At 66.3% G+C, this 11,634-nt stretch carries 17 protein-coding genes and 1 pseudogene; 9 read left to right on the forward strand and 9 right to left on the reverse strand.

All coding sequences use genetic code 11. The features are described from left to right. Positions 1-426: pseudogene (locus tag ATE70_RS25335) on the forward strand (hypothetical protein); the annotation flags it as partial. A gap of 32 nt (positions 427-458) precedes the next feature. Here ATE70_RS25335 and ATE70_RS23890 read toward each other — a convergent pair. Then, positions 459-956, reverse strand: coding sequence for a hypothetical protein (locus ATE70_RS23890; protein ID WP_156420178.1), 498 nt, complete (start codon positions 954-956; stop codon positions 459-461). A 230-nt stretch (positions 957-1,186) separates the two neighbouring features. On the opposite strand from ATE70_RS23890, the gene ATE70_RS23895 reads away from it, so the two are divergent. From ATE70_RS23895 to ATE70_RS23900, 3 genes are all read left to right on the forward strand, one after another. Continuing rightward, a complete protein-coding gene (locus tag ATE70_RS23895) occupies positions 1,187-1,528 on the forward strand; it encodes a hypothetical protein (RefSeq protein WP_058539993.1) in 342 nt (113 codons plus the stop codon). Between the two features lie 76 nt (positions 1,529-1,604). After that, complete coding sequence (locus ATE70_RS25340; RefSeq protein ID WP_197411555.1) at positions 1,605-1,772, forward strand: hypothetical protein; 168 nt, start codon at positions 1,605-1,607, stop codon at positions 1,770-1,772. A 172-nt stretch (positions 1,773-1,944) separates the two neighbouring features. Further along, entirely contained in the window at positions 1,945-2,439 is a 495-nt protein-coding gene (locus tag ATE70_RS23900; protein ID WP_058539994.1) for a hypothetical protein, read from the forward strand. 261 nt (positions 2,440-2,700) lie between these two features. On the opposite strand, the gene ATE70_RS23905 is transcribed toward ATE70_RS23900, so the two are convergent. The 7 genes from ATE70_RS23905 to mnmA form a co-directional block, all read right to left on the reverse strand. Next, positions 2,701-2,940 (reverse strand): DUF2171 domain-containing protein, encoded by a 240-nt coding sequence (locus ATE70_RS23905; protein WP_058539995.1) that lies wholly within the window; start codon positions 2,938-2,940, stop codon positions 2,701-2,703. A 142-nt stretch (positions 2,941-3,082) separates the two neighbouring features. Beyond that, positions 3,083-3,634 (reverse strand): thermonuclease family protein, encoded by a 552-nt coding sequence (locus ATE70_RS23910; protein WP_082640057.1) that lies wholly within the window; start codon positions 3,632-3,634, stop codon positions 3,083-3,085. A gap of 117 nt (positions 3,635-3,751) precedes the next feature. Then, on the reverse strand, positions 3,752-4,072 hold the full coding sequence (locus tag ATE70_RS23915; RefSeq protein WP_058539996.1) for a hypothetical protein: 321 nt from the start codon (positions 4,070-4,072) through the stop codon (positions 3,752-3,754). 56 nt (positions 4,073-4,128) lie between these two features. After that, positions 4,129-4,821 (reverse strand): DsbA family oxidoreductase, encoded by a 693-nt coding sequence (locus tag ATE70_RS23920; RefSeq protein ID WP_058539997.1) that lies wholly within the window; start codon positions 4,819-4,821, stop codon positions 4,129-4,131. Positions 4,822-5,325: 504 nt separating this feature from the next. Continuing rightward, positions 5,326-5,811, reverse strand: a complete 486-nt coding sequence (locus ATE70_RS23925; RefSeq protein WP_058539998.1) for an NUDIX domain-containing protein — start codon at positions 5,809-5,811, stop codon at positions 5,326-5,328. A gap of 11 nt (positions 5,812-5,822) precedes the next feature. Further along, positions 5,823-6,248, reverse strand: a complete 426-nt coding sequence (locus ATE70_RS23930) for a hypothetical protein (RefSeq protein ID WP_231732836.1) — start codon at positions 6,246-6,248, stop codon at positions 5,823-5,825. Between the two features lie 60 nt (positions 6,249-6,308). Continuing rightward, positions 6,309-7,463 carry a tRNA 2-thiouridine(34) synthase MnmA gene (mnmA, locus tag ATE70_RS23935; RefSeq protein ID WP_082640058.1) on the reverse strand — a complete coding sequence of 385 codons (1,155 nt, stop codon included), beginning with the start codon at positions 7,461-7,463 and terminating at the stop codon, positions 6,309-6,311. A 132-nt stretch (positions 7,464-7,595) separates the two neighbouring features. Here mnmA and ATE70_RS23940 point away from each other — a divergent pair, with 132 nt between their 5' ends. The 4 genes from ATE70_RS23940 (at position 7,596) to ATE70_RS23955 (ending at position 10,234) form a co-directional block, all read left to right on the forward strand. Continuing rightward, positions 7,596-7,976: a hypothetical protein gene (locus ATE70_RS23940; RefSeq protein WP_058540000.1), complete on the forward strand. Its 381-nt coding sequence runs from the start codon at positions 7,596-7,598 to the stop codon at positions 7,974-7,976. 2 nt (positions 7,977-7,978) lie between these two features. After that, positions 7,979-8,278 (forward strand): CtrA inhibitor SciP, encoded by a 300-nt coding sequence (gene sciP, locus ATE70_RS23945; protein ID WP_037518529.1) that lies wholly within the window; start codon positions 7,979-7,981, stop codon positions 8,276-8,278. 189 nt (positions 8,279-8,467) lie between these two features. Continuing rightward, complete coding sequence (locus ATE70_RS23950; protein ID WP_058540001.1) at positions 8,468-9,820, forward strand: hypothetical protein; 1,353 nt, start codon at positions 8,468-8,470, stop codon at positions 9,818-9,820. A 126-nt stretch (positions 9,821-9,946) separates the two neighbouring features. Continuing rightward, positions 9,947-10,234, forward strand: a complete 288-nt coding sequence (locus ATE70_RS23955; RefSeq protein ID WP_056368757.1) for a hypothetical protein — start codon at positions 9,947-9,949, stop codon at positions 10,232-10,234. Positions 10,235-10,450: 216 nt separating this feature from the next. Here ATE70_RS23955 and ATE70_RS23960 read toward each other — a convergent pair whose 3' ends face one another. Continuing rightward, positions 10,451-11,092 carry a GNAT family N-acetyltransferase gene (locus ATE70_RS23960; RefSeq protein ID WP_058540005.1) on the reverse strand — a complete coding sequence of 214 codons (642 nt, stop codon included), beginning with the start codon at positions 11,090-11,092 and terminating at the stop codon, positions 10,451-10,453. Between the two features lie 169 nt (positions 11,093-11,261). Here ATE70_RS23960 and ATE70_RS23965 point away from each other — a divergent pair, with 169 nt between their 5' ends. Then, positions 11,262-11,603, forward strand: a complete 342-nt coding sequence (locus ATE70_RS23965) for a helix-turn-helix domain-containing protein (RefSeq protein ID WP_058540002.1) — start codon at positions 11,262-11,264, stop codon at positions 11,601-11,603. The last annotated feature ends 31 nt before the right edge of the window (positions 11,604-11,634 follow it).

Raw genomic sequence — 11,634 nt, forward strand, 5'->3', positions numbered from 1 at the left:
GCCCCCATCGCCGAAACCACCCCCGCGCTCGACGCGCACGGCCATGACCCCGCCGCTTACGACTGGGTGCCGGTGCTGAAAAAGCGCCGCAAGGACGGCTGGTCGCCCGACAAGCAGCGCGCCTTTATCGAGGCGCTGGCCGACAGCGGTTCGGTCGCCACCGCCGCACGCTGTGTCAACATGTCCGAATCCTCCGCCTATCGCCTGCGCCGCGCGCCGGGGGCGGAGGCGTTGGTCTATCTGCACCCCGAACCGCCGGCCGCACCCGCCGCACTGATGGCCCCGGGCGACCTCGCGGTGGCGCTGGAGGTGGCCGAGCTGTGCGACGGCGAACTGCCGCACTGGTATCGCGACGACGCGGGCGATGCGGTCCCGGCATCGCCGGCGATGCCGATGCACGATGACGGTAAGGCTGAACTTCGCTGAACTTTGGGACCGCCAGAGCGACCCCGCGCCCCTCAATGCACCGTAACCGGCCGCATCACCCCGCCCACACGCGCCACCGCGAACATCACCCCGTCGCGCACCGCCTCGGGCGGGCCTTCGAGCATATAGAGCTTCACCAGCTCGCGCGTGACCTCGCTGTCGTCGTCGACGACCAGCCGCAGCGACTCCAGCCCGATATTGCCGCGCGCCACCACCACATCACGGACCAGCGCGAGCGGCCATCGCGCGCTGCCGCCGCGATAGAGCGTCACCCCGTCGTGGCGCAGATAATCGCCGCGCCGCCGCCACATGCCGAGGATATAGCCCCAGACGCCCAGCACCGCCGCAATCCCGAGCAGTAGCAGCGGCTGCCCGAAAACCATGTTCCGGAAGGCATCGAGCGGATCGCCGCCCCAGTCGAGCCGCACCAGCAAGACGCCGAGCAGCACCGCGCACGCGAATTGCCACCCCACCAGGGGCGCCGCGCGCAGCCGTGCCACCACCACCATTTTCCGGTCCCCGTTTGTCATCGCGGCCTAAATAGGCATCGCCGCCCCGCCGCGCTACCCCGCCCCGGCTCATGCCCTTTCGCGCCGGCGCGAAACAGGACCGCGCGCGCCTTTCCTACATAACCGCCGCGTGCCAGCCTTGCGCCCCTCGCTCTTTGAACCGTTGAAATCCGCAGCCGCTCCGCGGCGCGAAGCATCGCACCCACGCGCGACCTTCGCGACCTTTCGCCCGGGCGCTCCGCGCGCGATCTTTGCGATCTTCGCGCCGCGCGCTTTTCCCACTCTCCTGGCGCCAAAAGCGTGCGCAAGGGGAGGCGACGAGCGGGCGCCGCGACGCCGCAAAGGGAACCTACGGGCGCAGCATCCGTAATTATTGCAGCACGAAACAGATTCGCCCAACCGCCCAAGGAGTCGAGATCATCGAGACCAGAATCCTCATTGCCTACGGCCTGATCCTGTTGCTGGTCGCGGCGGGCATCGCAGGCATCGCGTTCCTGCGCCACAACCGCCACGACCGCAGGATCGCCCGCCAGCGCGCGCGCGAACAGGTGCGCCGCGACGAGCGGCGCGACGCGGCGTCCCGACCGGACTAACCGCCCCGGCCGCGCGACGGATCGCCGCCCCCCGCGCCCGATCCTTGCTATACTCCGGCGCGAAAGGAGAAAGCCCATGCAGGCTGTAACCGAAGGCGACCGCCGCAAGGAGGTTCGCATCCTCCTCGATCAGATCCAGGCGCACCCCGAACGCGACTGGACCGCGGCGCGCCAGCGCCTCGCAACCCTCAATAAATTGATCGCGGGGCCGCCCGGAAAACCGCCCCGTCCGCAACCGCATTAGCCACTCGTCGCGCACGCGCGGCGGTCCGTCGCAATGCGCCAAACGCAATGCAACAATCGGACATTGCACAAGTTTCTCCAGCCAAGGCATCGGCGACGCCCCCTTCCCCCCCGCGGGGCGCGCCGATGCCTGACCCAAATCCGCTGACTCAAGTCCCACGACGGAGACAGACATGCGCAAAGCATTTGCCCTTCTGACGGTCGCCCCCGCCCTCCTCGCCTTCCCCGCGCTCGCGCAGACCGCGTCCGCACCGGCCCCCGCGCAGCTCGCCCCCGACGGCAGCGCCAACATCAATCTGGTCGGCAAGGTCGGGCTGAAGGGCGGCGCGGTCGATGCCGCGGCCGATGGCGTCACCAACCCCGTCGGCGACACCGTCGATCGCGTCGACAGCACGGTCGGCAAGTCCGTCGACGCCGCCAACCTGACCCTCGCGACGCGCGAACAGGTGCGCGCGGGCGCCGAGCTTTACGACACCGGCGGCAACAGCGTCGGCACGGTACAAAGCGTCGAGGGCGACACCGCGGTCGTGATCCGCGGCGGCAAGCTCTACAATGTGCCGATCGCCCAGATCTATCACGGCGCGGTGGGTGCGACCCACGGCCTCGTCACCAAATTGTCGAGCGCCGAAATCCAGGCGCGCACCACCGCCGCGATCGAATCGCGCTGACATATCGGAACTAGCCGCGGCGACCCCTTGCAATAAGGGACGTGGCCGCGCTGGGGGGAGCCGGGTGCACTCGGCTCCCCGCCTTGGAAATCGGGAGAGACCGCATCGCGCCAGCGATCGGGGAGGGAGCCGGGACACCGGCTCCCTTTCGTCGTTATGCCGCACCCGCAAACGAAAATGGCCCGCCCCAGGGGAGGGGGCGGGCCAGTTCGGTGCCGGCGCGCCCGATTGCGCCGCCGGCCCTCTGTTATCTCGCCTAAACTATTCGGCCTCTTCGAACAGGTCGACCGCGTTCGCGGCGTTCGCCGACAGGCGGACCGTGTCGCCCTCGACCGCCGCGACCAGACCCGCGGGCAGGTAATGATGCTTGCCGTCGCCGCTGTCGGCCTTGGTCAGCTTGATGCGCTCGCCATCGAGATGGTCGACGGTGCCGACGTGGACGCCGTCGGCGCCGACAACGTTCAGGCCTTCCTTGATCGCGCTATGGTCATGCTCTGCCATGGTCATTCTCCTTGCCGCTCCGGGAGGGGGGAGCTTCTGCATCATACGCACAGAAAAGCGAGTCGGCTCCCCTATACTAAGGCAGAGCGCCCGAAAGCCGCGCCCGCTTTCCATCGCGCCGCCGCACCGCTACCCCGACCGATTAGCACCAGGGGCGCCGCCGCCCCTCCCATGGCCGCGCCAGCCCCTCGGCGACCAGCACCGACCCGACGCTCGCCCCGCCGCGCGTGACGATGCGCAGGTTGCGGCCGTAGCGATCGGTGTCGCGCCCGGCGCTTTCGAGGCTGAAGGCGCCGGCATTCAGCCAGGCGCGGAGCCGTTCGGTCGCGGCGTCGCCGAGCGCCGCTTCCTCGGCGCAGCGCGCAGGATGCGTTTCGGGGGTGTCGATATCGGCGATGCGATATTTGTCGCCCGCGAACCAGAAGGTATCGCCGTCGACGACGCAATTGCCGCCGCCGCCGCTGTGACAGAGTGCGAAACGCGCCGACAGCGCGTCGCGCGCCGCTGCGCCTTCGCCGCCCGCGAACAAGGATGCCGCGGGTGCCGACACCGCTTCGGCGCCGCCCGGAAAGCGCTGAAAGGTCGCGAGCGCGGCGACGAAAGCGACCGCCATCGCCGGCGCCAGCCACAGATTGGATCGGGCAGTGCGCCGCCGGCGTACCGGCAGCGGATCGTAAAAATCGGGTCTGGACATGCGGCGACCCTAGCGGTCGGGGCTTGGCAAAATCCCGGCGAGGCCGCACCGCTTTGACCGGCAAAGCAAGTCAATCGCGCCCGCTACGGCGCCGTTTTGACTCTTAATCCAAGGAGGTCAGGGCGCGCCGCGTGGCTCGTCGTCCTCGACCCCGCCGGGGCCAAGCTCGTCATCCTCGTCGTCGTCGCTGCGTTCGCCGCGATAGGCGTCCATGTCGATGACGTCCGACCGCTCCATCTGGGTCATATGATCGACCAGATCCTGCACATCGTCGCTCTCGTCGCCGCGGCCGACCTTGTCGCTGTCTTCCTGCGGCCGGTCGCGGCGCGCGGCTTCGGCGACGCTCTGCGCCTGCGCATCCTCGTCATCCTGCTCGCGATTGCGCGCTTCGGGCGCTTCATCGGCTTGGGCATCTGCTCTGCGGGGATCGTCGATCATGGCCGGCTCCTTTCAGGGGGGTAGCCGGGAAACGCGCGGGATCGCGCGGCCGTTCCTCAGGCGGCGGCCGCCAGTATTTTCGTCTCGATCACGCGAATGAAAACCTCGGGATCCTGCGCCCCCGGGATCAGCATCCGCCCGCCGAGAATGAAGGCGGGCACCCCGGTGATATTCTGGTCGGCCCAATAGGCTTCCTCGGTGCGCACCATCTCGCCAAACTCGCCCGACGCCAGGATCGCCGCCGCGCGCGCGCGGTCGAGTCCCACCGAGGCCGCGACATCGGCGAGTACCGCATGATCGCTAACGTCGCGATTGTCGGTGAAGTGCGCGGTGAACAACGCGAGCTTCAGCGCGGTCTGCACGCCCGTCGCGGCATCCTGCTCGGGCTCCTCAAGCGCGCCCGCCCAGGTCAGCAGGCGGTGCGCATCGAAACTGTTGCGCATCCGGAACTCCGGCCCGCGATTGAAGGTGAAGCCAAGGTCGGTGGCGACCCCCGCCATCTTGCCGCTGTTCGCGCGGCTCTGCTCGGCGCTGATCCCATATTTGCGCATGACATGCGCCGCGGCGTCCTCGCCCTCCGCCGGCATGTCGGGGTTCAGCTCGAACGGATGCCACTGGACGCGGAAATCCAGCCGCCCCGCAAAATGGTCCATGACCTTCCGGAACTTCAGCCAGCCGATGATGCACCAGGGGCACATCACGTCGGACACGATGTCGACGGCGAGGCGCGGCACGCGCGGTTCGGTCAAATTTCTTCTCCTGCCGGCACGCGCCGCCGCACTCAGTCGGAACGGCGATCCTTACCCGTCCGCCGATCGCCCTTTCGGCGATCCGGCCCTTTGTAATTCGGGTCGTCGGTCGTCCGGCGGTCACTCGACCGCCGCTCCGAACTCGCCCTTTTGTCCTCATCGCTTGTCATACGCTTCCTCCCCACCACAAAGGAAAACAGAAGCGACCCGGCGCGCAATAACTCACAAAATGGTTAAAAAGACAAGCAACGGCGGGAATAGGCCGTTTGTGGGTGGGTCAGCTTTGGGGTGGAGAGTTGCCGTTGCTCAATTTTCTTTAGTCATCCCGGACTTGATCCGGGATCCCGCTTTTTTGAGGCACCGGCTGGCTTCGACATCAAGCGGGACCCCGGATCAAGTCCGGGGTGACGATGATTGCTGGGACAGCTTTCGGTCGAAACCTGCCCGCGCGCTTACCCGTCAATGGCAGCACCATAATCGACGCTTTACCGAACCATTCATGGATCAGATCATCTGAAACGACCCGCTCTTCTCAAAAGCGGTAAATGCCTCGACACTTCGGCGCATATTCTCAAGCATCGGGGGCAGGTTGTCCGGGCGAAACCATCGCAGGTCCAGCGTTTCCGATCCGTCGGCGGTTACATCGCCGTCAAATTCGGTCGCGTAGAACATCATGACGAAGAACTGGCAAACATCGCCGTTCGGGAAGCGCACCGTCTCATATTCCGGATCGCTGCCGAAACCGAAGGGCACCGGATTTCGAATGCGCAGTCCCGTTTCCTCGAGCGTCTCGCGAACGACCACCTCGGTCAGATCCTCGCCCTCCTCCGCATTTCCGCCGGGAAGGCCCCACGCGCCGAAGTCGCTTCGATGTTGCAGGAGGATCGGTCCATCGCCGCGGACTATCACGACGCGCGCGCCCGGAACCAGCAGACAGCGGCTCCCGACGAGCGAACGCAGCTTTCCAAGATAGCTATCCGCGAAACTCATTGGACTGCCCGCTATCCAGCGTCGACGGGCGCCGCATTATCGACCGCCGCGACCGGCCGCGACAATACCCACCAGCTGCCAACCATCAGCAACACCGTCAGCGCCTCGATGATCATCGCCTGCACGATCCCCGTATTGACCGCATCGCCGCTCGCCACCCCGAACAACCGGCCGGCAAGTGCGGTGCCATAGAGCGCGGCGGGCACGAGCAGCGCGCGCAGCCAGCCCGGCACCAGCGCGCCGATCGCGGCCGCGCCGGCGGCGACAAGGAAAAAGGCCGACAGGTCGGCGCGGATCGTGTTGGTGGCCGGACCCTCGACCAATATGCCAAAGGTCGCGGTATAGCTCGCGGGATCGAACAACCCGCGCGCGCCGACGATGACGAAGAACAGCGCCCACAGCAGGACGGCGCCGCGCAAGACCCAATTGACCATCATTCTTCTCCCTTGTTGCTCGCAGGCTGCGCCATCGGGGAAGAAAGTTCAATCTATTCCGGGTTAAAGCCCGTCCGCCGCGAACGTCTCTTCGATCCAGCCGCCGCCGAGCACGCGCGAATTGTCGGCGGCATCGTACAGCACCGCCGCCTGCCCCGGCGCGACGCCATATTCGGCCTCGGCAAAGATCAGCCGATCGCCCGCGACGCGCGCGGGCACCGGCTTCGCCATGCTGCGCACCTTCGCCAGCACATCGCGCCCGTCGACCGCGCCCAGCCAGTTCGCCTCGCCCAGCTGCGCGCCGGAAACCGCGAGCGCGCGCCGCGGCCCGACGACGACGGCTTTCGTCGCGGCTTCGAGGCGCACCACGTACAATGGCTCGGCCTGCCCGCCGATCTCGATCCCGCGCCGCTGCCCGACGGTATAATGAATCAGGCCCTTGTGCGCGCCGAGCACGGTGCCGTCGACATGGACGATGTCGCCCTGATCGTCGGCCTCGGGGCGCAGCTTCCGAACGAGCGTCGCATAGTCGCCGTCGGGGACGAAGCAGATGTCCTGGCTGTCGGGCTTGCCGGCGACGCCCAAGCCAATGTCGCGTGCGATCTCGCGCACGACGCTCTTCTCAAGGCCGCCCAGGGGAAAGCGCAGGAAGTCGAGCTGGTCCTGCGTCGTCGCGAAGAGGAAATAGCTCTGGTCGCGCGCCGGATCGACCGCGCGGTGCAGCTCGGCGCCCGCGGGCCCCATCATACGGCGGACATAATGGCCCGTCGCCAGGCAGTCGGCGCCGAGCTCCTTCGCGAGCCGGAACAGGTCGGTGAACTTCACCCCCATATTACAGCGTACGCAGGGGATCGGCGTCCGCCCCGACAGATATTCGTCGGCGAACTGGTCGATCACCGTGTCGCGGAAACGGCTTTCATGATCATAGACATGATGCGCGAAGCCCAGCCGGTCGGCGACCGCGCGCGCGTCGCGAATGTCCTGCCCGGCGCAGCAGGCACCAACGCGCTTCGCCTTGGCGCCATGATCGTAGAGCTGGAGCGTCACGCCGATCACCTCGGCGCCCGATCGCGCGGCGAGCGCGGCGACGACGCTCGAGTCGACTCCGCCCGACATCGCGACGACGATTCGCCGGTCTTTCAGCGGCATCGGCAGCTGAAAGTCGGCCTGGGCAAGCCCGGCAGGGGAAGGAATCGTCTCGATCATGATCGGCGCCATCTAGGGATGCGAATGCAAAAAAGCCAGCTTTTCCGCGCAAAGTGTCAAGATATTGACGGGGGTTAAGCTTCGCTAACAGGTTCTGAAACAGGCATTTACGGGACCTTAGCTCCTCTGGCGTAGACGAGTCGCATGAACTTCGTTCCATCCGATCTTCCGCGCATCGCCGGTGCGGCCAAGCTGTCAAAGCCCGGCTTCGACATCATATTGGCCGTGTCCAGCGCACGCCAGGCTGCCCTGCCGACGGTGCGGCAGCTGCGGACGCAGGCGCATCGCGAACGCCATGCGGCGAAGCTTAACGCCGTGCGCCACATATTTTGCGGGACGCGCGCAAGGGCGGAACAAAAAGCCCCCCGCGTCGTTCGTTTCTTCGATTTGTCCGACGATGCGAACGCCCTGCCCGAAACTATGAACGGCCTGTTTACCAGAGGATTTCAGCCGATGTTGAATCCCTCTGTTCTAGATACGAATGCGTCGGACACACCCCCCTCCGACGGTAATAATGTGGAATGAGCATGATCGAGAATCAGAAAATCCGGCCCGCACAGGTTATCGGCCCCCTCGGGGAGCCGTTGACGCTGGACTCGCTGCCGCCCCCATCGACGACCCGCTGGGTCGTTCGCCGCAAGGCAGAGGTCGTCGCGGCCGTTAACGGCGGACTCCTGTCCGTCGACGAAGCGTGCGAACGCTATGGGCTGACCCTCGAGGAATTTGCCGGCTGGCAGCGGTCGATCGACCGCAGCGGCATGCCCGGACTGCGCGTGACGCGCATCCAGCATTACCGCGACCTCTACGAGCGCCAACAGCGCTTCTAAAGGCCGCGGGACCGGACCAGGCATGAGAGAGGGCGCTTCGGGCGCCCTCTTTTTTGCCTGCCGCACATGGATGGATAAGTGCGGCAGCGCTCCGGACCGGCCGAGTTAAATATTGCCGTTGCGGCGCCTCCCGATTACTCCCGCCATAAAAGCGGGGGGAATATTGTGAATTCTAATCATCTGAAAAAGATGTTCTTATCGGCTGCGATCGCGGCCCTGGTCGCAAGTTGTGGTGGCGGCGGAGACTCGGGCGGCGGCAATGTCGTCACCGTGCCGCCCACACCGACACCAACCCCCACGCCGACACCGACCCCCACGCCCACCCCGACCATATTTTCGGCCGTCGGCGGCGGCCCGCTGTTGGCGACCGTCTTGATCGATATGAACGGCAACAGCCAGTTCAACGACGCACCGGACGTCATGACGCCGACCTCGATGACGGGAACCTTTGGCCGCGGCGTTACGGTCCCGGGAACGGGAATAGGATCGGTGCCGGGATCACCAGCGCATCGAATGCAGGCGTACGGCATCGATGCCACGACCGGTCTTGCCTTCGCCCAGATGACGGCTCCGGCCGGCGCGACGGTGATCTCCCCGCTCAGCACATTGATCGACGCGCACGGCAACCAGAACAGCGTGCGCAATGCGCTCGGGCTCTCGACGGGCGCGGCCGCCCTGCGAAGCGACACGAATTTACTCACATTCAATCCTGTCGACGGGCGGCGCAGCAGCAACGCCATGGTGGCCGAGGACGCGGCGCGAATAACATCGGTCAACCTTCAGTTGCTGGCATTGGCGGTGGTGACCAAGGACACGAACGGCGATCCGATCGACTCCACCGTCACGCTGCGCGAAGTCTCCCAATATCTAGCCCAACTCATCAACGAGACCGGGAACGCGAGGCTCTCCGACAAGGCGGTCGTCTTGGCGGCACTGAAGAAGAGCCGCGTAGCCGTGGGCTGGCCCGACGCCGGTCTCGATGCGATGGCGACGCTGCTCGTGAAATATCTTGCAGCGATGCCCGAACGATTGTCCGATGACGCCGCGGTCCGCGCCTGGGCCTACGCCTATCGTTTCTATGTCCTCCCCGAACTCAAGATCCTGCACAGGAGCTGGCCCAACGCCGCGTTGGCGCGGATCGAGGCGATAACCCAGGCCGACATCGAGGCTGCGGCGCAATCCTTTGCGACGGTCGTACCGCCGGCCATGACCGCTTATGTCGGGGTAACCGACTATCGCGAACTCGGTCCCGAGGGCACGACTCCCTATCGCATCAGGATGGGCGGGTGCGACACCCAGCCCTATGCGCCTTACTGCAACGACTGGACGCTGTTCGGCGGCTCGTCGTCGCAGGGCAGCATCACGTCGGTCGAGTCCAACGCGCCGGGGGCGCTGTCGGTATTGCTGTCGAGCGACGGTTATGTGACGGTGTCGCGGCGCGGCACCTTCACCGGTCTCACGCATTTCACCTACACCGGACGCTCGCCGGATGGCTTGACGTCGACGGGTACGGTCTATGTCAGGGTAAGGGACGTTCCCTGATTTCCCACCCCAAACAACGCCGAATCAAAAGAAAATACGCGCGATTTCACGGACTTGATAATTTTATTGCAACCCTTGCGTTCACCCCGCGTTAAGCCTCCAAGTCAACTTTGGGAGTCATTCAATATGCGTAAGATGTTCATCACCCTCGCCGCCACCTCGGCCCTCGCGCTCGGCGCCTGCCAGAGCCCGGCTGCCGACAAGGTCGAGGATCAGGCCGAAGCCAAGGCCGACGTGATCGACGAGCAGGCCGACGCCATGCCCGAGGGCGCGGCCAAGGAAGCAACCGAAGCGAAGGCCGACGCTGTCGAAGCCGCCGGCGAGGAAAAGGCCAACGCGATGGACGACAATGGCGAGATCGCCCCGTCGGAAGTCGCCCCCACCACGCCGCCGGCCGACCCCGCCAAAAAGTAAGGGCTGCCTCCCCTAAAGGGCAGGGTGAAGGGCGCCGGTTCATTCCGGCGCCCTTTATCGTGCGCGGCATATTTTCGCGGGACCTGTGATCTCGATCACCCCTGCCCCGCGCAATCGCGGATATTGACCCTGAATGGGACGGGAACTCGCTTTTAAGCGAACCATTTCACGGACCACCCTTCCGCCGCCACCAGCGACCCAGGGCGGCGGGAGGGACTATCCCCCGGCCTCTTCGAGCAGGCGCAGCACATCCTGCACCCCCGGCGCGTCGGCATCGGCGCGCAGCGCCGCGATCCCCGCCGCGACGTCAAGCTTATAGTCGGCGACCCCCGCCGCCTCGCCCGCCCACGCCGCATCCAGCGATTTCACCAGCCGCCGCGCCGCGGCATTTTCCGACAGCATATGTACGTCGAGCATGTCGAGCCCCTCGGCATGACAATGGACAAGCAGCGCGGCGGTCATCATCCGCGCCAGCCCCCGCCCCTGGAATGCGTCGAGCACCGCAATCGAAAATTCGCCCACCGGTCCGTCATGCCGGTGGCGCACCGCATGCACCGCGCCGATCGGCGGCTGCCCCGGGCATTCGGTGCAGATCGCGCCCCACGCGATATGGTCGTGCCCGTCGACATCGGCGAGCCGCTCGACCACCGCATCGGGCAGGACCGGCGCGGGCGAGAAAAAGCGCAGATAGCGCGACTCTGCCGACAGCTTCGCAATCCCCTCGCGGATCAGCGGCGCATCGTCGGGGGTGATCGTGCGCAGGCACACCGCGGTGCCGTCGTTCAGCATGCAGTGCACCGCGATATCCTCGATCCGCGGCGCCACCCGCGCCCCTGCCTGCTTGTCCATTCCGGTCATCGCGGCCTCCTGCCCGCGCACGATAGGGGCGCCGCGCCCCGCCCGCAATCCACCCGCTTGGCGGCGCGCCCTACGCATTTTCCCCCGCCATAATCGGTGAAATGTTGAAAGCCGGACCGCCCTTAACTTTGGTAATGTTGCACCTCGAAGTCGAAAAGGTTGCACGTCTGTGATCCACGCTCACCCGGACAGCGACACACGCTATGAAGTGCTCGGCGACCGCCTCGCGCGGCTGCGTCAGGCCAGGGGGCTCAGCAAGACCGACATCGCCGACCGGCTCGGCGTCACCGTCACCTCGATCTGCTATTGGGAACAGGGCCGCTCGCGCCCGCGGCTCGCGCGGCTGCAGGCGCTCGCCGATCTCCTCGGCACCTCGCCGACCGAGCTCTTGAGCCGCGACAGCGCGCCGGGCAGCGACCATTTGTCGGACCTCGTCACCCGCATGCGCGCCGAAATCGCCCACGCCGCGGGCACCACCCCGTCGAAGGTGCGCATCACGATCGAGATGTAGGCGCCCCGCCGCCGCCCCCTCCCCCTTCGTC

It is taken from the genome of Sphingopyxis sp. H053 (assembly GCF_001468225.1).
Lineage (GTDB): Bacteria > Pseudomonadota > Alphaproteobacteria > Sphingomonadales > Sphingomonadaceae > Sphingopyxis.